Source organism: Mesorhizobium sp. M9A.F.Ca.ET.002.03.1.2, from assembly GCF_003952365.1.
In the GTDB taxonomy this organism is placed as follows: Bacteria; Pseudomonadota; Alphaproteobacteria; order Rhizobiales; family Rhizobiaceae; genus Mesorhizobium.
This window is the reverse complement of the sequence record NZ_CP034443.1, coordinates 3,399,452-3,420,119: the sequence shown is the minus strand read 5'-3', so window position 1 is coordinate 3,420,119 and position 20,668 is coordinate 3,399,452. Positions and strand designations below refer to the sequence as shown.

General features: G+C 62.4%; 23 protein-coding genes and 1 pseudogene. 6 read left to right on the top strand and 18 right to left on the bottom strand.

The window, feature by feature from the left end:
- Nucleotides 1-9: 9 nt before the first annotated feature.
- Nucleotides 10-768: pseudogene (locus EJ066_RS16445) on the bottom strand (TlyA family RNA methyltransferase); the annotation flags it as partial.
- Nucleotides 769-943: 175 nt separating this feature from the next.
- Here EJ066_RS16445 and EJ066_RS16440 point away from each other — a divergent pair.
- On the top strand, nt 944-1,345 hold the full coding sequence (locus EJ066_RS16440) for a GFA family protein (RefSeq protein WP_126043913.1): 402 nt from the start codon (nt 944-946) through the stop codon (nt 1,343-1,345).
- A 95-nt stretch (nt 1,346-1,440) separates the two neighbouring features.
- Here EJ066_RS16440 and EJ066_RS16435 read toward each other — a convergent pair whose 3' ends face one another.
- From EJ066_RS16435 to EJ066_RS16405, 7 genes are all read right to left on the bottom strand, one after another.
- On the bottom strand, nt 1,441-1,680 hold the full coding sequence (locus tag EJ066_RS16435) for a hypothetical protein (protein ID WP_245454904.1): 240 nt from the start codon (nt 1,678-1,680) through the stop codon (nt 1,441-1,443).
- Nucleotides 1,681-1,828: 148 nt separating this feature from the next.
- Nucleotides 1,829-3,769: a 1-deoxy-D-xylulose-5-phosphate synthase gene (gene dxs / locus EJ066_RS16430; RefSeq protein WP_189644281.1), complete on the bottom strand. Its 1,941-nt coding sequence runs from the start codon at nt 3,767-3,769 to the stop codon at nt 1,829-1,831.
- A gap of 105 nt (nt 3,770-3,874) precedes the next feature.
- Nucleotides 3,875-4,795, bottom strand: coding sequence for a pirin family protein (locus EJ066_RS16425; RefSeq protein ID WP_126039694.1), 921 nt, complete (start codon nt 4,793-4,795; stop codon nt 3,875-3,877).
- Nucleotides 4,796-4,805: 10 nt separating this feature from the next.
- Nucleotides 4,806-5,072: a DUF2277 domain-containing protein gene (locus tag EJ066_RS16420; protein WP_126039692.1), complete on the bottom strand. Its 267-nt coding sequence runs from the start codon at nt 5,070-5,072 to the stop codon at nt 4,806-4,808.
- 113 nt (nt 5,073-5,185) lie between these two features.
- Entirely contained in the window at nt 5,186-5,437 is a 252-nt protein-coding gene (locus EJ066_RS16415) for an exodeoxyribonuclease VII small subunit (protein WP_029355594.1), read from the bottom strand.
- A 3-nt stretch (nt 5,438-5,440) separates the two neighbouring features.
- Nucleotides 5,441-6,367 (bottom strand): histone deacetylase family protein, encoded by a 927-nt coding sequence (locus EJ066_RS16410; RefSeq protein ID WP_126039690.1) that lies wholly within the window; start codon nt 6,365-6,367, stop codon nt 5,441-5,443.
- 171 nt (nt 6,368-6,538) lie between these two features.
- Nucleotides 6,539-7,168 (bottom strand): TetR/AcrR family transcriptional regulator, encoded by a 630-nt coding sequence (locus EJ066_RS16405; protein WP_126039688.1) that lies wholly within the window; start codon nt 7,166-7,168, stop codon nt 6,539-6,541.
- Nucleotides 7,169-7,289: 121 nt separating this feature from the next.
- Between EJ066_RS16405 and EJ066_RS16400 the strand changes: the two genes are divergently transcribed.
- A complete protein-coding gene (locus tag EJ066_RS16400; RefSeq protein WP_126039686.1) occupies nt 7,290-8,513 on the top strand; it encodes an MFS transporter in 1,224 nt (407 codons plus the stop codon).
- A gap of 57 nt (nt 8,514-8,570) precedes the next feature.
- On the opposite strand, the gene EJ066_RS16395 is transcribed toward EJ066_RS16400, so the two are convergent.
- From EJ066_RS16395 to aroC, 3 genes are all read right to left on the bottom strand, one after another.
- On the bottom strand, nt 8,571-8,993 hold the full coding sequence (locus EJ066_RS16395) for a hypothetical protein (protein WP_126039684.1): 423 nt from the start codon (nt 8,991-8,993) through the stop codon (nt 8,571-8,573).
- Between the two features lie 17 nt (nt 8,994-9,010).
- Nucleotides 9,011-10,111: a 3,4-dihydroxy-2-butanone-4-phosphate synthase gene (gene ribB, locus EJ066_RS16390; protein WP_126039682.1), complete on the bottom strand. Its 1,101-nt coding sequence runs from the start codon at nt 10,109-10,111 to the stop codon at nt 9,011-9,013.
- Nucleotides 10,112-10,216: 105 nt separating this feature from the next.
- Nucleotides 10,217-11,326, bottom strand: coding sequence for a chorismate synthase (gene aroC, locus EJ066_RS16385; RefSeq protein ID WP_126039680.1), 1,110 nt, complete (start codon nt 11,324-11,326; stop codon nt 10,217-10,219).
- A 282-nt stretch (nt 11,327-11,608) separates the two neighbouring features.
- On the opposite strand from aroC, the gene EJ066_RS16380 reads away from it, so the two are divergent.
- The gene (locus EJ066_RS16380) at nt 11,609-11,863 is read left to right on the top strand and encodes a DUF1344 domain-containing protein (RefSeq protein WP_126043912.1); all 255 of its coding nucleotides are present in this window, start codon (nt 11,609-11,611) and stop codon (nt 11,861-11,863) included.
- Nucleotides 11,864-12,019: 156 nt separating this feature from the next.
- Here EJ066_RS16380 and EJ066_RS16375 read toward each other — a convergent pair whose 3' ends face one another.
- Nucleotides 12,020-12,307: a hypothetical protein gene (locus EJ066_RS16375; RefSeq protein WP_126039678.1), complete on the bottom strand. Its 288-nt coding sequence runs from the start codon at nt 12,305-12,307 to the stop codon at nt 12,020-12,022.
- Nucleotides 12,308-12,777: 470 nt separating this feature from the next.
- On the opposite strand from EJ066_RS16375, the gene EJ066_RS16370 reads away from it, so the two are divergent.
- Entirely contained in the window at nt 12,778-14,307 is a 1,530-nt protein-coding gene (locus EJ066_RS16370; protein WP_245454903.1) for an adenylate/guanylate cyclase domain-containing protein, read from the top strand.
- On the opposite strand, the gene EJ066_RS16365 is transcribed toward EJ066_RS16370, so the two are convergent.
- The 5 genes from EJ066_RS16365 to EJ066_RS16340 form a co-directional block, all read right to left on the bottom strand.
- Nucleotides 14,258-15,229: an IS481 family transposase gene (locus tag EJ066_RS16365; RefSeq protein WP_126039676.1), complete on the bottom strand. Its 972-nt coding sequence runs from the start codon at nt 15,227-15,229 to the stop codon at nt 14,258-14,260. The two genes, EJ066_RS16370 and EJ066_RS16365, sit on opposite strands and share 50 nt — an antisense overlap.
- Before the next feature lie 231 nt (nt 15,230-15,460).
- A complete protein-coding gene (locus EJ066_RS16355; RefSeq protein ID WP_126039674.1) occupies nt 15,461-16,048 on the bottom strand; it encodes a histidine phosphatase family protein in 588 nt (195 codons plus the stop codon).
- 56 nt (nt 16,049-16,104) lie between these two features.
- Nucleotides 16,105-16,923, bottom strand: a complete 819-nt coding sequence (fabI, locus tag EJ066_RS16350; protein WP_126039672.1) for an enoyl-ACP reductase FabI — start codon at nt 16,921-16,923, stop codon at nt 16,105-16,107.
- Nucleotides 16,924-17,029: 106 nt separating this feature from the next.
- On the bottom strand, nt 17,030-17,953 hold the full coding sequence (locus tag EJ066_RS16345) for a J domain-containing protein (protein ID WP_126039670.1): 924 nt from the start codon (nt 17,951-17,953) through the stop codon (nt 17,030-17,032).
- Nucleotides 17,954-18,052: 99 nt separating this feature from the next.
- A complete protein-coding gene (locus tag EJ066_RS16340; RefSeq protein WP_126039668.1) occupies nt 18,053-18,529 on the bottom strand; it encodes an RT0821/Lpp0805 family surface protein in 477 nt (158 codons plus the stop codon).
- 40 nt (nt 18,530-18,569) lie between these two features.
- Between EJ066_RS16340 and pdxH the strand changes: the two genes are divergently transcribed.
- Together pdxH and EJ066_RS16330 are read left to right on the top strand one after the other, a co-directional pair.
- Complete coding sequence (gene pdxH / locus EJ066_RS16335; protein WP_126039665.1) at nt 18,570-19,187, top strand: pyridoxamine 5'-phosphate oxidase; 618 nt, start codon at nt 18,570-18,572, stop codon at nt 19,185-19,187.
- Between the two features lie 53 nt (nt 19,188-19,240).
- Nucleotides 19,241-19,873 (top strand): LysE family translocator, encoded by a 633-nt coding sequence (locus EJ066_RS16330; protein WP_126039663.1) that lies wholly within the window; start codon nt 19,241-19,243, stop codon nt 19,871-19,873.
- 16 nt (nt 19,874-19,889) lie between these two features.
- Here EJ066_RS16330 and EJ066_RS16325 read toward each other — a convergent pair whose 3' ends face one another.
- Entirely contained in the window at nt 19,890-20,642 is a 753-nt protein-coding gene (locus EJ066_RS16325; protein WP_126039661.1) for a crotonase/enoyl-CoA hydratase family protein, read from the bottom strand.
- Nucleotides 20,643-20,668: the final 26 nt, after the last annotated feature.

Here is a 20,668-nt window from a genome sequence, read left to right as displayed (position 1 = left end):
CACTCCGGCGTCCTTGACCCCGGCGAGCAGGAATTCGCGATTGCCGTCGCCGCCTTCGATCGGCGACAGATGCAGCCCCAGCGAGCGCCAGCCGGGAATGCCGTCGAGCCAATCCTGCAGCAGGCCGGCAACCCGCGCGGCGTCGTAGGGGTCTTTCAACAGGCCGCCCTTGCCGATCGCCTCGCGGCCGGCCTCGAATTGCGGCTTGACAAGAAACACGGCCCTGGCGCCGTCCTTGGCGATAGCGAGCACCGGCGGCAGCGCCAGTTTCAATGAGATGAAGCTGACATCGCAGACGATGAAATCCGGAATGCGACCGGCAAGATCGGCGGCCGAAAGATCACGGGCGTTCAATCCCTCGATGTCAGTCACGCGTGGGTCACCACCGACATCCGGATGCATCTGGCCATGCCCGACATCGATCGCCGTGACATGCGCCGCGCCGCGTTCGAGCAGCACCTGGGTGAAGCCGCCGGTCGAGGCACCGATGTCGAGCGCCTCGCAGCCGGCGGGATCGAGACCGAAACGGTCGAGCCCGGCGATCAGCTTCAGCGCAGCGCGCGACACGTACGCTTGAGCCGGATCATCGATAGCGATGAGACAATCAGCCAAAACGGTCTGGCCGGGCTTGCGGGCGACGGTGCCGTCCACCGTGACGGTGCCGCGCTCGATCGCGTCGCGAGCGCGCGAGCGGCTGGGAAAGAGGCCGCGCGCGACGAGCAATTCGTCGAGCCGCTGGCGTGTGCTGGCTGGCAGAGGGGAGTTCATCGGCCTTCATTGGCGAAAGCCTGTCACGAAGGCAAGGACATTGGGGAAGACAACGAGCATCTCCGGAAAGCAGCAAACGCATCAGGCCACCCCACAATCTGTTGAATATCGCACCAGGTCCGGCACAATGTCAGGACGATATGCCGTTTTGCCGCCAGAACGCGAAGGAGGACGGATGCTGACCGGAACCTGCCATTGTGGCGCGGCCCACTGGACGTTGGAGGGCGATCCCGGCTCGATCACAGCCTGCAATTGCACGCTTTGCCGCCGCTATGGCGCGCTCTGGGCTTACGATTATGTTGACGAACGCATCCACCTTGTGGGAGCGACAAGTGCTTATAAGCGCGCCGGAAAGGATGCCTCGTCGCTTGAGATTCTGTTCTGTCCGACATGTGGCTGCGTCCTGGCCTGGCGGGGTTTGCGCTCCAGTGCCTCCGGTCGCACTCGTATCGCCGTCAATGTGAGGCTTGCGCCGCCTGACGCCGTCGCCGACCTCCCAATCGACCATTTCGACGGCCTCCATAAATTCGAGGATCTGCCGAGCGATGGTCGCTGCGTGCGCGACATGTGGTTCTAATTTTTTGCTTCGTGCACGTCGTTGTCGCAAAACCGCTGCGCGCTCATTAAAAGATCGTCCGCGAGGCCCGATGTTCGACCGCCGGCACCAAACCGTCATTGCCGGAGGCTTCCTTGCGAGGATGCCCGGTGACAACGGGCAGCCCCGGCGCGGCCTCCGGAGGAACGACCAGCTGCGGCATCTGCCCGTAGGAAAAAACTGCCGCGGATCTCGCCGATCTTGCCGGCGACGATGTCCATCACCGCTTTTTCAAGATTGCGATCATAGGCCGTTTCGGCCGCGGCCGGCATGGCGATGACCGCCAAAAGCGCCACGCCGCACAGAAGCGTTTCCATTGTTTTGGTCTCCCTGCCTGATCACATCCTAGAAGGACGCCGTTGAAAAACGGCCAAGAGACACGGTAAGCAAAACGCCAAATGGCAGCGTAAACAGTCAGTTACGACCGCCCGCCGGCAAACTGATTCAAGCCGTTGAGATTTTGATTCAGGCGCTTTGAGCGCTGGCGGCGTGTCCCAGCGCCACGAAGACGGTGCGCACGATGCCGGCGGCATCCAGCCCGGCGTCGGCATACATCTTTTCGGGCTTGGCGTGATCGACGAAGGTGTCGGGCAGCACCAGCGGGCGTACTTTCAGGCCGTTTTCCAACAGCCCTTCATGGGCCAGGAATTGCAGCACGTGGCTGGCGAAGCCTCCGACTGCGCCCTCTTCCACCGTCACCAGCACCTCGTGCGAACGCGCCAGCCGCCGGATCAGATCCTCATCGAGCGGCTTGGCGAAACGAGCGTCGGCGACCGTGGTGGAAAGCCCTGCCGCGCCGAGCTCCTCGGCCGCAGCCAAACAATCCTGCAGCCGCGTGCCGAAGGACAGCAGCGCGACCTTGGTGCCCTCCCTGACGATGCGGCCCTTGCCGATTTCAAGGACCGAACCACGCTCCGGCATGTCGACGCCGACGCCGTTGCCGCGCGGGTAGCGGAAGGCAATCGGTCCGTCATCATAGCTTGCCGCCGTGCGCACCATGTGGCGCAACTCCGCCTCGTCCGCCGCGGCCATGACGACGAAACCGGGCAGCGTCGCCAAAAAGGTCGTGTCGAAGGCGCCGCAATGGGTCGCGCCGTCGGCACCGACGAAGCCGGCGCGATCGATCGGAAAGCGCACCGGCAGTTTCTGGATCGCCACGTCGTGAACGACCTGGTCGTAGGCGCGCTGCAGGAAGGTCGAATAGATCGCGGCGAAAGGCTTGAAGCCTTCCGTGGCAAGGCCGGCGGCGAAGGTCACCGCATGCTGCTCGGCGATGCCGACATCGAAGGTCCTCGACGGGAACACCTCGCCGAAGAGGTCGAGGCCGGTGCCGTGCGGCATCGCGGCGGTGACGGCGACGATGCGATCGTCTTCCCGGCCTTCCTGGATCAGGCTTTCGGCAAAGACCTTCGTGTAGCTCGGCGCGTTGGCCGGCGCCTTGGCCTGCGCGCCGGTAATGACGTCGAACTTGTTGACGCCGTGATATTTGTCGGCAGCCGCCTCGGCCGGGCCATAGCCCTTGCCCTTCTGGGTCACGACATGGATCAGCACCGGGCCGTCGGCATTGTCGCGGACGTTCTTCAGCACCGGGATCAGGTGCTCGAGATTGTGCCCGTCGATCGGGCCGATGTGATAAAAGCCAAGCTCCTCGAACAGCGTTCCGCCAGTGACGTAGCCGCGCGCATGCTCGACCGCCCGCGTGATCGCGCGATCGGCGCGCTCGCCGAGATAGGAGGTCAGCTTCTTGCCGAAATCGCGCAAGCCCAGATAGGTCTTGCCCGACGCAAGACGGGCCAGATAGGCGCTCATCGCGCCGGTTGGTGGAGCGATCGACATGTCGTTGTCGTTGAGGATGACGATCAGCCGGGCATCGAGAGCGCCGGCATTGTTCATCGCCTCAAAGGCCATGCCGGCCGACATGGCGCCGTCGCCTATGACGGCAATGACATTGTTGCGGCCATCGGAGAGATCGCGCGCCATTGCCATGCCGAGGCCGGCTGAAATCGAGGTCGAGGAGTGTGCGGCGCCGAACGGATCGTATTCGCTCTCGGCGCGGCGGGTGAAACCGGACAGGCCGCCCTCTTGCCGCAGCGTGCGGATGCGATCGCGGCGGCCGGTTAGGATCTTGTGCGGATAGGCCTGGTGGCCGACATCCCAGATCAGGCGGTCGTCGGGCGTGTTGAAGACATAATGCAACGCCACCGTCAGTTCGACCACGCCGAGGCCGGCGCCGAGATGTCCGCCGGTGTGGGACACGGCGTCGATCAACTCGGCACGGAGCTCCGATGCCAGCTGCGGCAGATCACCTTCATCAAGCGTCCGGAGGTCGGCCGGGATGCGGACCTTGTCGAGAAGTGGCGTATGGAGCTTTGCGTTCACTGGCGGTAGGGCCTGCTTTTTATTCATCTGCGAAATAGGCCGCTGGCCGGCGAATGTAAATGCGTGTCAGTGACGCGGCGTGGATTCAAAGTGTGGAACGACCCTTGCTCGTTCAAAAGAACGCGCGGCGTTCTAATTGTCCGGCAGCGGAATGAACTCTTCTTCATCTCCAGGAACGATATCGAAGCGGCCTGTCTTCCATTCTTCTTTCGCCTGTTCGATGCGTTCCTTGGACGATGAGACGAAATTCCACCAGATGTAACGCTTGGAGCCGAGCGAGGCGCCGCCGAACAGCATGAAATGGGCTCCTCCCTCGGAGGATACGACGATCTCGTCGCCGGGCCGGAACACCAGCAGCCGCTCCGCCGGAAAGCGGTCATTGGTGATCGAAACCTCGCCTTCCAGCGTATAGATGGCGCGCTCCTCGGCATCGGCAGGGATTTTGACGCTGGCGCCGGGCGCCAGGCGAAGGTCCGCATAGAGCGTGTCGGAGGCGGTCATGACCGGAGACCGCAGCCCGAAAAACGCGCCGATAACGACGCGCCCGCCGACGCCTTCGGCATCGATTTCGGGCAGGCTTATGGCTGTTGTATTCTCGAAAACCGGCGCGACCTCCTCCTTGCCGTCCGGCAGCGCCAGCCATGTCTGCAGGCCGGAGACCGACATCGGCGCGCCGCGCAACTCTTCCGGCGTGCGCTCGGAATGGACGATGCCGCGGCCGGCGGTCATCAAATTCACGTCGCCGGGCTGAATCACCATTTCGGTGCCCAGCGAATCGCGGTGCCTGATCTTGCCGTCGAATAGGTAGGTGACAGTCGACAGGCCGATATGCGGATGCGGACGGACATCAAGCGCCTGGCCGGCCCGCAGAACCGCCGGGCCCATGCGGTCGAAGAAGATGAAAGGCCCGACCAGACGACGCCTGGCGGTCGGCAAGGCGCGACGAACCTGGAAGCCGCCAATGTCCTTGGCGTTTGGAATGACCATCAGTTCGATCTGGTCGCTGGCGAAGGCGTCACCGGGTAGCGGGTCGTTTCCGGGGAAGAAGCTCATGCGGTCTTTCTCAGGCGAAGCGGAGTGCAGACCTGGCTTTCGCCTTGGCAGCCACCTCTTCGCGATTGCGCGGATGCTGTGTCGTTTCGAGGCTGTCGAGCAATTCGCGCGCCGATGCGGCTATGGCCTCGACGGCGTGGTCGAACGCGTGCTGGTTCTGTTTCGAGGGCCGTGTCGTTCCGCTCAGCTTGCGGACGAACTGAAGTGCGGCATCGCGGACCTCGTCATTGGTTGCCGGCGGATCGAAATTGAACAGGGTCTTGATGTTTCTGCACATCGCTCGCAATCTCCTCTCGTCCTGGAGCCGTTTCAATCGGGATGAGCTCTATATCCTCAATCATGATCATGTCCAAAAGCCGGTAAGGCGAAATTATCGTTCGAGGCCGCGCCTCACTCCGCATCCAGCGGCTCTGTTCCCACCGGCTTGCCGTCGCGCGAAAGCCTGATCTTCTCGACCTTGTCCTCGGCCGCCTTCAGCAGCCGATCGCAATGTACCTTCAGCGCTTCGCCGCGCTCGTAGATGCGGATGGACTGGTCGAGCGGCACGTCGCCGCGTTCCAGATCATCGACGATTTTCTCCAGCGCGTCGAGCGCCTGCTCGAAGCTCATCGCCTTGACGTCTTCGTTGGTCTCACCAGCCATCGTCTACCCTTTCATCAGTCGCCCGACATGGGCGGCGACCGAAAATGCCAGTCCCTGCAGATCGTAGCCGCCCTCGAGCAGGCTGACGAGCCGGTTGCCGCCGTGGCGCCCGGCACGCTCGATCAACTGACCGGTCGCCCAGTCGAAATCGTCCTCGGTCAGGTTGATCTCCGCCAGCGGATCGCGATGATGCGCGTCGAAGCCGGCGGAAATTATGATGAGGTCGGGTGCGAAATCGTCGAGCGCCGGCAAGATGCGCGACAGGAAAGCGTCGCGGAAAACCTCGCTGCCGGTCTGCGGCGCCAGCGGCGCGTTGACGATGTTGCCGGCGCCGGTTTCGCTTACAGCCCCGGTTCCTGGGTAAAGCGGCATCTGGTGCGTCGAACAGTAGAGCACCGACTGGTCGTCCCAGAAAATGTCCTGCGTGCCATTACCGTGGTGCACGTCCCAGTCGACGATGGCGACGCGCTCGGCCTGGTGTCGCCTTTGCGCGTAGCGCGCCGCGATAGCCGCGGTGTTGAACAGGCAGAAGCCCATGGCGGTGGTCTTCTCGGCATGGTGGCCGGGCGGTCGCGCAGCGACAAAGACATTGTCGGCGTGACCCTGAAAGACATCGTCGACGGCGGCATTGGCGGCGCCGATCGCCGTCACGGCCGCCTGCCAGCTTTTCGGGCTGGCCGTGGTGTCGGCGTCGACGCGGGCAATGCCTGTATCGGGTATCGCGGCACGGACCTTCTCGACGAATTCCTGCGGGTGCGCGTAGAGGATGGTGGCCTCGTCGCCTTCCGGGGCTTCGGCACGATCGAGGGCCGCAAAAGCCTCGTCGTCGAGCACGCGCTCGATGGCGCGTAAGCGGTCGGGCCGCTCCGGATGACCGGGAGGGGTTATGTGCTCAAGGAAGATCGGGTGTGTGTAAAGCCTGGTGACCATGCCCCGATATAGGCGCGCCTGACGGCTTTGACCATGTTTTCGCGCAGCCAAGGGCGAACGTTCAACAGGGTTTAAGCGGCCGACGTCGGCTGGCTCCAGCGCGAACCACCGAAGGAAGCCAGCGCCTTGTCCCTGAGTTGCCTGAATTTCGAGGAGGTTTCCGACAACCGCTCAGCCAGTGCTTGCGGATGGCCAATCCCGTAGCCTACCGGCTTGCTTGAGCAGCCCCTCCAAAAGCACGTTGAATGCCTTCACCGCCTTTTTCGACGTCGCTTCGGGATCGTTGGAATTTGCGATCCACTGCGCGGCATGGAGCGAGGCGCCGCTGATCAGCCTTGCTGCGGCTTCCGGATCAACGGGAAGGATGGTTCCCTCGTCGCCTAGCCTTTGCAGATTCTCGCTCATCGAGCGGATGCATTCATTTTGGCTCGGCCATTGCGAAGGATCGCCGAGCACCGCCGGCCCATCGCGAAGGACAATGCGCTGGATCTCCGGTTCCAGCGCCATCTCGATATAGGCCGTGCATTCGTCGACAAAGCCCTGCCAGAGATTGTCCGCCCTGGCCGAAACGACTTTCAGCCGGGCCACCATTTCCGCGTCGATCTCGGCGATGACCGCCTGGAGAAGGCCCTTCTTGTCGCCGAAATGATGATAGAGGGCGCCGCGCGTCAGCCCGGCCGACGCGGTGAAGTCGTCCATCGAGGCTTCGGCATAGCCGACGGTGCCGAACGCGTGGCGCGCCGCAGCGACCAGTTTCGCGCGGGTCTCGGCAATCATCTCCTTGCGTGGTTTGTGCCCCATTCGCCCATTCCTTCACATACGTCTCGTATATTATTTGACATACGCTTCGTATGTCATTATCTCTCATTTGCATACGCCACGTATATAAGTGACTCGACCTCGAAAATCCAGGAGCGTTCTCATGCCCAATCCCTATCGCGAAATCTTCAAGGCAAAGGGGGCCAGGGGCTTCGCCGCGGCCGGTTTCGTTGCCCGGCTGCCGATCGCCATGGCTCCGATCGGGATCGTGGCGATGCTGTCGCAGACATATGGCGAGTACTGGCTGGCCGGCGCCGTGTCCGCGACATTTGCGCTGGCCAATGCTTTCGTCGCGCCGCAGGTGTCGCGGCTGGTGGACCGCCTCGGCCAGTCGCGGATCGTAGTGCCCACCACGGTCATTTCCGTGCTCGCTTTCGTGGTGCTGATTGCGGCGGCCAATCAGGACTGGCCGATATGGACGCTGTTCGCCTCAGCGCTGCTGGCCGCCGCAATGCCCAGCATCCCCGCGATGGTGCGCGCGCGCTGGACAGAGATCTTCCGGGACCGCCCCGAGATGAACACCGCGTTCGCCTTCGAGTCGGCGGCGGACGAACTGGTCTACATCGCAGGCGCATCACTGTCGGTAGGCCTGAGCGTCGCCCTTTTCCCGGAAGCGGGAATGTTGGCGAGCACATTGTTCCTCGCCTTCGGCTCGACGGCCTTCATCCTGCAGCGCGCAACGGAGCCGCGCGTACGCCCGGTGGAACATGGCTCGGGCGGCTCGGCAATCCGCCTGCGGCCGGTCCAAATCATCACATTCGCCCTGATCTTCATCGGCGCGACCTTCGCGACTACGGAGGTGAGCACCGTGGCGATCACCAAGGAGCTTGGCCAGCCGGGCGCTGCCAGCCTCGTCATCGGCGTCTACGCGCTCGGATCCTTCGTCGTCGGCATCATCATCGGCGCCCTGAACCTGAAAGCGCCGCTGCAAATTCAGCTTGCCATCGCGGTCGCCATCATCGCGCTCACCACGCTGCCGCTGCTTGTCGCAGACACGGTAGTTCTTCTGGCATTGGCTGTCTTCGTTAGCGGCGTGGCGATCTCGCCGACCTTCATCACGGCATTCGGCCTGATCGAGCGGCGCGTGCCGGAGGCGATGCTGACCGAGGGCATCACCTGGGTCATGACCGGCATTGGCATCGGCATGGCGCTCGGCTCCTTCGCCGCCGGATGGGTGGTGGACGCCTTTGGCGCACAGAACGGGTTCTGGGTGTCAGTGGCGGCAGGCACAATCGCACTTACCACCGTGCTCGTCGGCCAGCGCAGCCTTGCCACGCCGGATTGCGATTTCGCCGCATGCGAAGCGAGCGCTGTCCCTGCGGAATAACCGCACAGCCGTCCGGTTCAGCACGCGGGCCGGACGCAGCTTCTTCGAAAAGCCTCCCTACGACCGCTCAAGCCTATCGCGGATCTCGTGCCCATCAAGAACGACAACAGGACTTCCCAGTGCCTCGACCATATCCGGGTTCAGATGGGGTATGGTTTCAGCGCGCCCGACCATCGGCGGGCATTCTCCAGGGCAGTAAACGACCGAACTGGTGGCGCGGAGGATTTTCCACAACCCATCGTAGAGGCGTGGATCATCTGGCGGCCGCGCGACGGTGAAGCCGGAACATTGCGAGGCGTCACCGGGGTCCAGATTGAGATAGAGATCGGCTTGAGCGGTAGCGTTATAAGTGACCACCCAGCATGAGAATTCAGGTTCACGCCTGGTGATGAACGGCGCGAAGGTATCCTCGACGATCGACGTGGGAAAGTAGCTCTCTTCGCCATCCTCAAAGCAATTGAGATATGCCTCGAAGCTCATCCTACTGCCCCAAATGCCTAGAGAATCTCGGTCTTGGCGATATGGATGCCAAAGCCTTCGAGGCCGACATAGTGGCGCTCACGCGAGGCGATCAGGTTGATCGAGGAGATGCCGAGATCCTTCAGGATCTGGGCGCCTAGGCCGATCTCGCGCCACTCGTTCTCGCGCCGGCGCGCCTCTTCATGGTCTTCGCGGTCGCCGGGCGCCGGGCGCTTGCGCTCCTGATGGGCGACGCCGACCGAGCCCTCGCGCAGATAGACGATGACGCCGCGCCGGCGCTCGCCCATCGATTTCATGATGCCGTCCAGCCTGTGGCCGGTGCCGAACACGTCGCTCACCACGTCCTCGGAATGCAGCCTCACCGGCACCTCCTCGCCGTCGCGGATGTCGCCGAAGACGATCGCGACATGGTGCATGGAATCCCAGGGCAGCGTGTAGGTGAAGACCTGCGCCTTGCCGCCCGGCGTGTCGATGTCCGAACAGGCGACGCGCTCGACCAGCGTTTCCTTGCGCTGGCGGTAGGCGATGAGATCGGCGACCGAAATCTGCTTCAAACCGTTCTTTTCGGCGAAGGCCTGCACCTGCGGGCCGCGCATCACGGTACCGTCGTCGTTGACCAACTCGGAAATGACGCCGACCGGCGGCAGGCCGGCGAGCTTGCACAGGTCGACCGCGGCTTCGGTATGGCCCGAACGCATCAGCACGCCGCCTTCGCGCGCGATCAGCGGAAAGATGTGGCCGGGGCGAACGAAATCGGAGGCGCCGACATTGCCGTTGGCCAGGTTGCGCACGGTCAATGTGCGGTCGTCGGCCGAAATGCCTGTCGTGGTGCCGTGCTTGAAATCGACGCTGACGGTGAAAGCGGTGGTGTGGGCCGAATCATTGTCGGCGACCATCGGCTGCAGGTTGAGCCGCTTGGCCTCCTCACGCGGCATCGGCGTGCAGACGATGCCGGAGGTGTTGCGGACGATGAACGCCATTTTTTCCGGCGTGCAGTGGATGGCGGCGACGATCAGGTCGCCCTCGTTCTCGCGCCCGTCATCATCCATGACGACGACGATCTCGCCGCGCTCGAAGGCGCGCAGTGCTTCGACGATTTTCTTCTGGTCGTAAGGCATTGGCTCGCTTCGCTCGCAGGGGAGTAGGGGAATAGGGCAGTAGGGGAGTAGGGAAAAGGAAAAAAATTGCTGTCCTGGAGATGCGTAACATACTCCCCTACTGCCTTACTCCCCTACTCCCCTCCCCGTCTGTCCCCTGTGCCTCAGATAGTGATCGGCGATGGCGCAGGCAACCATTGCCTCGCCGATCGGCACGGCGCGGATGCCGACGCATGGATCGTGGCGGCCCTTGGTCATGATCTCGACGTCGTTGCCGTCCTTGTCGATCGACTTTCGCGGAGTCAGGATCGACGAAGTCGGCTTGACGGCGAAGCGCGCGACGATCGCCTGGCCGGTCGAGATGCCGCCAAGTATGCCGCCGGCATTGTTGGACAGGAAGACCGGCTTGCCGTCATTGCCGATGCGCATCTCGTCGGCATTCTCTTCGCCGGTGATGTGGGCGGCCTCGAAGCCGTTGCCGATCTCGACACCCTTGACGGCATTGATCGACATCAGGCCCGAGGCAATGTCCTGGTCGAGCTTGGCGTAGATCGGCGCGCCGAGGCCTGCCGGAACGCCATCGGCGACGATCTCGATGACCGCGCCGACCGACGAACCTGCCTTGCGGATGCCGTCGAGATACGCGGCAAAGACGGCGACCGATGCCGGATCGGGTGTGAAGAACGGATTTTCGGCGTCGCCGACGAAATTCCAGTTCCAGTTGGCGCGGTCTATTCGTTTTTCGCCCATCGAGACCAGCGCGCCGCGCACCACTAGGCCGGGCACGACCTTGCGGGCCAAGGCTCCGGCCGCCACCCGCGCCGCCGTCTCGCGGGCCGACGAGCGGCCACCGCCGCGATGATCGCGCAGGCCGTATTTGGCGTCGTAGGTATAATCGGCATGACCCGGCCGGTACTGGCGGGCGATCTCGCCATAGTCCTTGGAGCGCTGGTCGACATTCTCGATCATCATCGACACGGGCGTGCCGGTGGTGATCATGGTCTCGCCGTCCTCATCCAGGATGAAGCCGGACAGGATCTTGACCTCGTCGGGTTCGCGACGCTGCGTCACAAAACGCGATTGACCCGGGCGGCGCCTGTCGAGTTCGGCCTGGACCTCCGCGCGCGTGAAGCGGATGCCGGGCGGGCAGCCGTCGACCACGCAGCCGAGCGCTGCGCCATGGCTTTCGCCCCAGGTGGTGACGCGGAAAAGATGGCCAAACGTGTTGTGCGACATGAAAACCAGCCCTGCCGGCATCGGAGCCGGCTTTGCGCATGACCCGAAATCGGAGCGATTTTCGGAAAGGATCATGCGCAAAATCAAAAAGTGCTACAGTGTCCTTTGCGCGTCCAAGACGACGCGCGGCGCTGTAGTCTGCCTTCTATTGGCGTTTCCCGCAGTGGTCAAACTGTGATCTGGCGGATTTAGTTTTGACACATTCGGTTGGTTTCTGCTTCCCTCGACCCGTCAGTTGAACACCCGCCGCCACCGTGCCGGCGCAATGATAAGAGGACGATGATGCGTATCCTGATCGGCGCCGTTGCCGCCACGTTGCTGATTTCCACCGCCGCCTTCGCCGGCCAAACCGAAGGCCTGATCAAAGAGGTCGACAAGGACACGCTGACGCTGACACTCGACGACGGCAAATCCTACAAGCTGAATGCCGAAACCGATATCGATGCGCTGAAACCCGGCATGGATATCGTGATCGCCTACGACGAGACAAACGGCGAGAACGTCATCACCGACATGCAATTGCCGGATGGCGATTAAACCGAATAGAGTCTTCCAGCGGGCCATCCCGAAGCCGGCGGGTGGAAACGAGCACACAGCGACATAGAACGTCCGCTGTCAGGGCGCTGCACCACGGCGGCGACGAGCCCGACACCATACCGCATGCTATCGACGCGACGGGCGCCAAGGGTGACTCTATGTTCCCTTCACGATTCTCGGTTTAGTCGGTCGGCGGGATTGAGCAGCGCTCTCGAGGGTCAAGGCCAGCCGCTTCTCGTCTTCGATGGCGCGATCGACTGCCTCAATTTCCTCTTGGAGCGCCTTCAACTCGGCTCCGTAGCTGGAGCCGTCGCTGTCCCCGATCTGAAAGCCACTTGCCCGCATTGCGTCGCGAGTATGGTGCACGTTACGGATTCCCTCGCGTCGAGTCGCGACCAGGATTTCCCTGAACTCTCCAAGACGTTCAACGTGATTGCGAGTCATTGCGTTCTCCTATTTCGTCGTCATCGTCGCCGTCAGAACGGCTAAAACTTACGGAGATACTCTCGACAAAGCATGAGTGCGGAAGCTCAAATTTGAACGTCTTGCAATAGCGTAGAGCGCGGCAGGCGGAAATTGGCTTGGACCCGACCAGACCAGGTGCTAGACTCTTCGGCCGAGCACGTCTGCGGCTAGGCACGCTTGCTGGTCCATACAGCTGACGATTCTGGATCGCGAGGGTCCGTTTTGAGCGCACAGCTACGCTGGTCTCAATGTCCGATAAGCGGCGCAAAGCTGCCGCTTGCGCGGGCGCATAAGATGCACTCAGACACCTTGTAAAGTGCGCGATTCCAGCGCGCGCTTTAGCGACACAATCTCGGAACTAATTTCATGCAATCTTGCGCGGCAACCTCAGCTAACCAAGGGTCATTGCTGTGACAAGCGCGAAACCGGCTTCAGGGGGAAACAACAGCGTGCGGGAGCGTAGCATCTGGCCGGCTGCGATTGCAGTGATCCTTCTCTTAGTGGCGCTTCCAGTTGCTGTCGTCCTCGACCTGCGTGACTTCACGCATCAACTATCCGAACGTCAAGCGAACGACATCAGCAAGATCATAACTGACATTCGCACGTTCTACGCCAATGACGTGGTCGGGCGAATCCTCCAAGCGGACCCGCATACGAAAATCACCGCGACAGATAACTACCGCGACGTTGCTGGCGCGATACCAATTCCAGCGACGTTCTCGCTGGAAATCGGGCGTCTCACGAGTTCGCGTGACAACACTGTCCGGTACGAATTTGTTTCCGACTATCCTTTCGCCGGGCGGCCTCCACACAATCTTGATGACTTTCAATTGAAGGCATTGGCATCATTTCGTGCCGACCCGAATGTTCAAACGCTTGAGGCGGCGGAAGGTGGCTGGAGTCCGACCGTTCGGCTGGCTTCGCCGATCCGCATGACCGCCGCCTGCGTGGCATGCCACAACTCGCATCCGGACAGCCCAAAGAAGGATTGGAACGTCGGTGATGTCAGAGGGATTCAAGCTGTGTCTGTCTCGCAGCCCCTATCTCAAGGGTCGATCGGCTTCCACTATCTCTTCGCATATTTTGCGGCCGCCATAGCCACTGGAGTTGCATTCATCGTAATGCAGTGGCGGCAGTCGCGCGAACTCGCCCTGGTCAACGGCGAACTGAAGGAGGCCAACAACTTCTTGGCAACGGTGTCGCTCAAAATCGCAAAATATCTCTCACCTGAGATCTACAAAAGTGTGTTCAGCGGCGAGCGCGACGTGAAGGTGACTGCAGAGCGAAAGAAACTGACCATCTTCTTCTCCGACATCGTGGATTTCACTGCCACGACCGAGCGTATGCAACCTGAGGAACTGACGGCCCATCTCAACGAGTATCTAACCGAGATGTCGCATATCGCCATTTCTCATGGCGCCACCGTGGATAAGTTCATCGGCGATGCCATTCTCGCTTTTTTCGGCGACCCGCAGACGCTTGGCCCTCGCGAAGACGCACGTGCATGTCTGCGTATGGCCTTGGCCATGCAAAAGCGTTTGGAGTACCTGCAAGTCAAATGGCGGCAGCAGGGTATCGAGCACCCCTTCCGTGTGCGGATGGGAATAAACACCGGCTACTGCAATGTCGGCAACTTCGGCAGTGACGATCGTATGGATTACACCATCATCGGCGCCGAAGCTAACCTCGCTGCTCGGCTGCAGAGCATTGCACCTGCCGGCGGAATAATGCTCAGCTACGAAACATATTCCAACGTACGGGACATGGTCGATGCGTCGGCAGGTGAGCAGATCAGCATGAAGGGGATCAGCAGACCGATCGTGCCTTATTTGGTGCGGGGTGTCCGGGAACAGTTGCGCGACGACACTGTCATAACAGAAATGGACGAGGGCATGTCGTTGACGCTCGATACCGCCGGGCTCGACCCCGCTAGATGTGGAGCCTCAACAGGTTGTCCTCGGACAATCCGAGGCGACTGATGGGTGTTTTGGATTTTAGGCTGCCATGCGGGCGGTGCCAATTGTATCGGTGCAGCCAGACGGGCAGCTCGGCAGCACGGCGATCTGAGGTCGTGTAGGCTCTTGCGTAGGCCCATTCTCTGAGCGCGGTCTGGATGAAGCGTTCGGCCTTGCCGTTGGTCTTGGGCGTGTAGGGCTTGGTTCGGATGTGTTTGAGGCCGAGGGCTTTGCAGGCGGCGCGGAAGGCGCGGCTTTTATAGCAGCCGCCGTTGTCGGTCATGACCCGTGAGGTGGTGACGCCAAGGCTGGCATAGTAGGCGATGGCGGCGTTGAGGAAGGCGACGGCGCTTTCCTTTTTCTCGTCGGGCAGGATCTGGCTAAAGGCGATGCGGGAGGCATCGTCAATGCAGACGTGGACGAACTCCCAGCCCGCGCCGCCTTTACGGGAAGTCCGGCCATTGCTTTGGCCGGTGCGATCGCCGGTGATGCGATGGCCGATGCGGTCGAAACGGCCGAGCTTCTTGATATCGATGTGGATCATGTCGCCCGGCTCGTCACGCTCATATCGACGCACCGGCTCTGCTGGCTCAAGGTCCTTCAGCCGCGACAGCCCGGCCCGCGCCAGCACCCTGCTCACCGTCGCCGGCGAGACGGCGACCACACTTGCAATGTGCTTGCCCGTGAGGCGCTGGCGCCGCAGCGCAACGATCCGATCGGCCACAGCCCGTTCGGTCGCATTCGGACTGCGCCTGGGTCGCGACGAGCGGTCGACCATGCCGGCACGGCCTTCGGCCTTGTAACGCTCGACCCATCGCTTCACGACCTTCGCCGTCACCGCGAATTTCAACGCTGCTTGGGCTTGGGAAAGGTCGCCTTCCATGACCGCAAGCGCCATCTCCTCTCGACGAAGCGGCGTGAGACGGGCATTCTTATGAATGTTCATTCGGGTCCTCCGACGAATCTGAAGTGTGGTAACTCCAGTCTCCTCGGTCGGGCCCGAATGGACAACCTTCTGGAAACTCACAGCTAGAGCTGCGCGTCTGCGCGACAAACTTGAGTCGGCGCTAGCTCAACTCGAGGCTAAGTTGGGTGTGCCTTCTCCAAAGGAAACGAGCGGTTAGCGCCATCAGTGTCGAGAGGGGGCTAAATCGCTCAGAGCGATTGGATTTGACCCCTAGAGCCACTCCAGGCGCTGGCCCTCCAGCCTGAGCAAGCGATCCTGAGGCACATCCAGGTTTGCGGCTTCTTCCTCAGGCATTCCCAGCATCACGCGGAACAGGGCACGCACGACGCCGCCATGGGTCACGCAGACCGTCTGGCGGTCCAGCGCATCGAACCAGGGTTTTACCCGTTCGAGCAGCATCTGATAGCTTTCGGCGCCCTCGCCGGGCGGTTGGAAATTCCATTTGTCGAGGCGGCGTTGCCTGGTCGAACCGGAATCCTTCGCCTTGAGTTCGGCAAAGGTGAAACCCTGCCAGTTGCCAAAGCTCAACTCTACGAGAAGCGGCTCGGTACGATAGGCGTGCGGATCGAGCTTCATCGCCGTGCGCAGGCGCTCCATCGTCTCGCGTGTGCGCCGCATCGGGCTGGCGACAAAGTCGAAATCCTGGGGGTTATGGACGAGTTCGGCCAGCCGATGGCCGTTGCGGGTCGCCTGCTCGCGGCCGAGCGCGTTGAGATCGGTGTCGGCCTGTCCCTGCAACCGGGCCTCGGCGTTCCACTCCGTCTGGCCATGGCGCGCGATGTAGACGAGCGGATACATCAGGTCTTCCGGTGAAATCGGGAGCAGACAGGCAGGGTTGGCGTTCGTGGAAGGAACTAGTCCTTGACCGTCGAAATATCCGGCGCGTCGACCGCCTTCATGCCGACGACATGGTAGCCGGAATCGACATGGTGGACCTCGCCGGTGACGCCGCGTGAGAGGTTGGACAGGAAATAGACGGCTGAATCGCCGACCTCCTCTTGCGTCACTGTCTGCTTCAGCGGCGAATTGTATTCGTTCCACTTCAATATGTAGCGGAAATCGCCGATGCCGGAGGCGGCCAGCGTCTTGATCGGACCGGCGGAGATGGCGTTGACGCGGATCTTTTTGGCACCGAGGTCGACGGCCAGATAGCGCACGCTGGCTTCGAGCGCCGCCTTGGCGACGCCCATGACGTTGTAGTGCGGCATCACTTTTTCCGCACCGTAATAGGTCAGCGTCAGCAGCGAGCCGCCATCGGTCATCAGCGCCTCGGCGCGCTTGGCGATGGTGGTGAAGGAAAACACCGAAATGTCCATGGTGCGCAGGAAATTGTCGCGCGTCGTCTCGACATAGCGGCCTGTCAGTTCGTCCTTGTCGGAAAAGGCGATGGCGTGGACGAGAAAATCGAGCTTGCCCCAATGCTTGGCGATGTCGTCGAAAACCGCATCGAGGGTTGCCGGATCGGTCACGTCGCAGTGGCCGGCGATATGGGCATTGAGTTCCGCCGCCAGCGGCTCGACGCGCTTCTTGAACGCCTCGCCCTGATAGGTCAGCGCGATCTCGGCGCCGTGGTCGACGCAGGCCTTGGCAATGCCATAGGCGATCGATCTGTTGTTCGCGACGCCAAGGACAAGCCCGCGCTTGCCGGCCATAAGGCCCTGTCCACCCGCCATGTCAGCGATCTCCGCAAGATTTTCCCACTTGTGGAGTGCCTATCGCACAGGCACAGAGCCCCTTCAAGCGCTCAAGACGGACAGTTCGGGGGACAAAGGCGTCCAGTCAGCGTTTTCGGTTGCGCATCAGCGCTTCGAGATCGCTGTCGCCACCTTCAGGCAGCATCAGCCGCACATGGGCGTAGAGATCGCCGTGACCGCCGGTTTTTTCCGGCAGGCCCCTGCCCTTCAGCCGCAGGACCTTGTCCGAGCTCGACCAGGCTGGAACATTGACCGCAAGCCGGCCCATCGGCGTCTCGACCGCCACCTTGGCGCCCAGCACGGCATCCGCCAACGCCACCGGCAGATCGGCATGGAGGTCGCGGCCTTCGACGCGGTAGCGCGGATGTCGCCGGAAGCGGATCTTGACCAGCGCGTCGCCCGGCTGCCCCGGCCCTTGCTCGCCCTGGCCTTTCAGCCGGATGGTCTGGCCGTCCTCGACATAGGCCGGCAGCTTGACGGCGACCTTGCGGCCGTCGGGGAACATCGCCGTCACCTTCTCCGCTGTCGCCGCTTCCTCGATGGTGATATCGAGCGTCACGTTCAGGTCGGCGCCGGAGGGCGCCTGCCGGCCGGCGCCCATGCCGGCACCGCGGGAAAACGTCTCGCCGAAAATCTGGCTGAAGATGTCGCTGTTGCCGTCGAACGGATCGCCGCCCGGACGGCCCGAGCGAAACTCGAAGCGTGAGCCGCCCGGCCCTTGCTGCCGGCGAAAGCCGGAGAAAGGATCGCCACCGCCCGCGGCGCCCTCGAAACCCTGGAAGCGCGGCTTGCCGTCGGCGTCGATCTCGCCGCGATCGAAAGCCGCCCGGCTCTTCTCGTCGCCGACGATCTCGTAAGCCTGGTTGGCCGCGGCAAAACGATCTTTCGCCTTGGGATCATCCGGATTCTGATCCGGATGATACTTCTTGGCGAGTTTTCGATACGCCGATTTTATGTCCTTGGCCGATGCGTTCTTAGCAACGCCCAGCACCTCATAGGGGTCGCGCATGCTTCCTGCCCTGGAGAAGGAGTGAGTCCACGATTGCCACCTATATGCGCTCGCATAGGAAGAAATTCCAGTAGCGTGCGGCCATATGATGGCGGAAAATCAGAGCGCCTTGAAGTCCTGCATCCGCCAGGCGCCGGCGCCGGCCAGGCACACCTCGCCCTTGAACAGGGCGACGCCGTCGAAGCTCTCGCGCGAGGCGGTGAAGCGGCGACAAAGCTGGCCGTTGTCCCTGGACTCCGCCAGTTCGGTGATCGAGCCGCGCGAACCGGTATCGGAATTCGCCCAGGGAACGGCCTGCCCGCCAAGCTCCTGGATGTCGGCGGAAGACACAGCGTTACGGATCGTCGCCTCGTCCGAGGCGCGATCCTGATCGACCGGCGAGGCAGAAGCAGTCGTGCTGCTGGTGAGGATCGTGCGGTCGATCTCCGCCTGCTCCAGGCTGAAGCCGCCGGCGCCGCAGGCGGCAAGCGGCAGGACGACCAACGCGATCGCGGCAGCCTTGACGGCAAGCTGGGCGCTGGCCGAAGCAATAAGGCTCCATTGCCTGCTGTCAAAAGGTTGCGCGATAAGCGACAATCGGCAATCTCCCCAGCCGGCAATGGAATTTGAAAAAACTATGAGCGAAACCGGGTTAACAAGCAGTGACTTTACCGAGGCTGCCGAGCCATTCCGCCTCTTTGCCGCATGGCTCGACGACGCGACGAAGAGTGAGGTCAACGATCCCAACGGCGTGGCGCTGGCGACGGTCGATGCCGAGGGCATGCCGAATGTGCGGATGGTGCTGCTCAAGGGGTTCGATGAGGGCGGATTTGTGTTCTATACGAATTTCGAGAGCGCCAAAGGCCGCGAGATCCTCGGCAGCATGAAGGCGGCGATGTGCTTCCACTGGAAATCGCTGCGCCGGCAGGTGCGCGCGCGGGGGCCGGTGGAGATCGTTACCGAGGCGGAAGCCGACGCCTATTATGCGACGCGTCCGCGCGGCAGCCGCATCGGCGCCTGGGCATCGAAACAATCGCGACCGCTGGAGAGCCGCTTCGCGCTGGAAAAAGCCGTTGCCGAATACACGGCCCGCCATGCCATCGGCGAGATCCCACGGCCGAAACACTGGTCGGGCTTCCGTATCGTGCCGCAGACGATCGAGTTCTGGCACGACCGGCCTTTCCGGCTGCACGACCGAATCGTCTTTTCCCGCAACGCCAAGGGCGGCTGGAACAAGACAAGGCTTTATCCCTGAACCTTTCCGAAGGTACGGAATTCATGCCGCTTCAAGTCGCAAAGAGGTGAACCATGAGTCTGTTCCTGGCATTCCTCGGCGTCTCGTTCATCGTCATCGCCACACCGGGACCGGACACGGCCATCACCATTCGTAACACGCTGCTCGGCGGTCGCGCCGGCGGCGTGTCCACAGCGCTTGGCATCGCCAGCGGCCAGACGATCTGGGCGCTGGCCACCAGCGCCGGCATTGTCGCCCTGCTCGTCGCTTCGGAGCCGCTATTCCTCGCCGTCAAATATGCCGGTGCTGCCTATCTCGTCTATCTCGGCGTCAAGGCGCTGCAAGAGGCGCTACGGCCGTCCCACCAGGCGGAGGCGCTGGCCGTCGCCAGGCCTTCGCGGCGGCTGGCGGCGGCAAGCGCCTTTCGCCAAGGCCTGATCAGCGATCTCGGCAATCCAAAGATGGCCGTGTTCTTCGCCAGCCTTTTGCCCCAGTTCGTGCCGCCCGGCGGAGAGAGTTTTATTACGCTGCTCGGCCTCGGAGCAGTCTTCGCCGTCATGACCTTTACCTGGCTGGCGCTTTACGCGACGGTCGTCGCCAAGGCCGGGGATTTCCTGCGCCAGCCACCGATCCGTCGCGTCATCGAAGGCGTGACCGGAATGCTGCTGATCGGCCTCGGCATCCGCATCGCGACCGAGCACCGCTAGTCTAGCCGACCCTGGTTCACCCCTTCTTCCTGGTCATGAAGGCCACCAAGGCGGCGCGGGCCTCGTCGGACTTCAGCCGCTCGCGGAAATGCTCGCTTTCCTGGCCGATGCGGGCGACAAGCTCCTCGCGCGAACCGCGCATCAGGTCACGCGCGATCTTCAGCGCCTGCGGCGGTTTAGCGGCGATCTGACCGGCCGCGGCTAGCACCGACGCTTCGAGCGCATCTTCTTCGACCACCTCGTAGATCAGCCCTGCGGCCTTCGCCCGCTCGGCGGAAAAGCCTTCGCCGAGGCCAAGCAGCGCGAAGGCGTCTTGCCGGCCCAGAATCTGCGGCGCAAGCAGGCTCGACCCCGCCTCGGGCACCAGGCCGAGATCGACGAAGGGTGTTCGGAACAGTGTGCGCGGCGTGGCGAAGGTCAGGTCGCAATGCAGGTTGAGCGTGGTGCCGATACCGACCGCGATGCCGTCGACGCCGGAGACAACAGGCTTTTCCACCCTGGCCAGCGCCATCAGAAAATCCCAGACTTCACTGCCGCCCTCACCGCCGGTGGCGACGACCATGAAATCGGCGAGGTCGTTGCCGGACGAGAAGGCGCCGGGCACGCCAAGGAACACATGGACGCGGACCGCCGGATCGGCGTCGCCCTCGGCAAGAGTTTTGGACATTTTCGCATACATGGCGCGCGTCAGCGCGTTCTTCTTGTCCGGACGATTCATGCGGATGATCTGAACGGCGCCCTGGCGCTCGACGAGGATATGGTCTGTCACGGTGATCCTTTGTGAACGTCAGCCTT

Bases quoted from the DNA above. Each gene is read 5' to 3' on its own strand.
- EJ066_RS16440 (WP_126043913.1), top strand. From the start codon at position 944: ATGCTGACCGGAACCTGCCATTGTGGCGCGGCCCACTGGACGTTGGAG.
- EJ066_RS16435 (WP_245454904.1), bottom strand. From the start codon at position 1,680: ATGGAAACGCTTCTGTGCGGCGTGGCGCTTTTGGCGGTCATCGCCATG.
- dxs (WP_189644281.1), bottom strand. From the start codon at position 3,769: ATGAATAAAAAGCAGGCCCTACCGCCAGTGAACGCAAAGCTCCATACG.
- EJ066_RS16425 (WP_126039694.1), bottom strand. From the start codon at position 4,795: ATGAGCTTCTTCCCCGGAAACGACCCGCTACCCGGTGACGCCTTCGCC.
- EJ066_RS16420 (WP_126039692.1), bottom strand. From the start codon at position 5,072: ATGTGCAGAAACATCAAGACCCTGTTCAATTTCGATCCGCCGGCAACC.
- EJ066_RS16415 (WP_029355594.1), bottom strand. From the start codon at position 5,437: ATGGCTGGTGAGACCAACGAAGACGTCAAGGCGATGAGCTTCGAGCAG.
- EJ066_RS16410 (WP_126039690.1), bottom strand. From the start codon at position 6,367: ATGGTCACCAGGCTTTACACACACCCGATCTTCCTTGAGCACATAACC.
- EJ066_RS16405 (WP_126039688.1), bottom strand. From the start codon at position 7,168: ATGGGGCACAAACCACGCAAGGAGATGATTGCCGAGACCCGCGCGAAA.
- EJ066_RS16400 (WP_126039686.1), top strand. From the start codon at position 7,290: ATGCCCAATCCCTATCGCGAAATCTTCAAGGCAAAGGGGGCCAGGGGC.
- EJ066_RS16395 (WP_126039684.1), bottom strand. From the start codon at position 8,993: ATGAGCTTCGAGGCATATCTCAATTGCTTTGAGGATGGCGAAGAGAGC.
- ribB (WP_126039682.1), bottom strand. From the start codon at position 10,111: ATGCCTTACGACCAGAAGAAAATCGTCGAAGCACTGCGCGCCTTCGAG.
- aroC (WP_126039680.1), bottom strand. From the start codon at position 11,326: ATGTCGCACAACACGTTTGGCCATCTTTTCCGCGTCACCACCTGGGGC.
- EJ066_RS16380 (WP_126043912.1), top strand. From the start codon at position 11,609: ATGCGTATCCTGATCGGCGCCGTTGCCGCCACGTTGCTGATTTCCACC.
- EJ066_RS16375 (WP_126039678.1), bottom strand. From the start codon at position 12,307: ATGACTCGCAATCACGTTGAACGTCTTGGAGAGTTCAGGGAAATCCTG.
- EJ066_RS16365 (WP_126039676.1), bottom strand. From the start codon at position 15,229: ATGAACATTCATAAGAATGCCCGTCTCACGCCGCTTCGTCGAGAGGAG.
- EJ066_RS16355 (WP_126039674.1), bottom strand. From the start codon at position 16,048: ATGTATCCGCTCGTCTACATCGCGCGCCATGGCCAGACGGAGTGGAAC.
- fabI (WP_126039672.1), bottom strand. From the start codon at position 16,923: ATGGCGGGTGGACAGGGCCTTATGGCCGGCAAGCGCGGGCTTGTCCTT.
- EJ066_RS16345 (WP_126039670.1), bottom strand. From the start codon at position 17,953: ATGCGCGACCCCTATGAGGTGCTGGGCGTTGCTAAGAACGCATCGGCC.
- pdxH (WP_126039665.1), top strand. From the start codon at position 18,570: ATGAGCGAAACCGGGTTAACAAGCAGTGACTTTACCGAGGCTGCCGAG.
- EJ066_RS16330 (WP_126039663.1), top strand. From the start codon at position 19,241: ATGAGTCTGTTCCTGGCATTCCTCGGCGTCTCGTTCATCGTCATCGCC.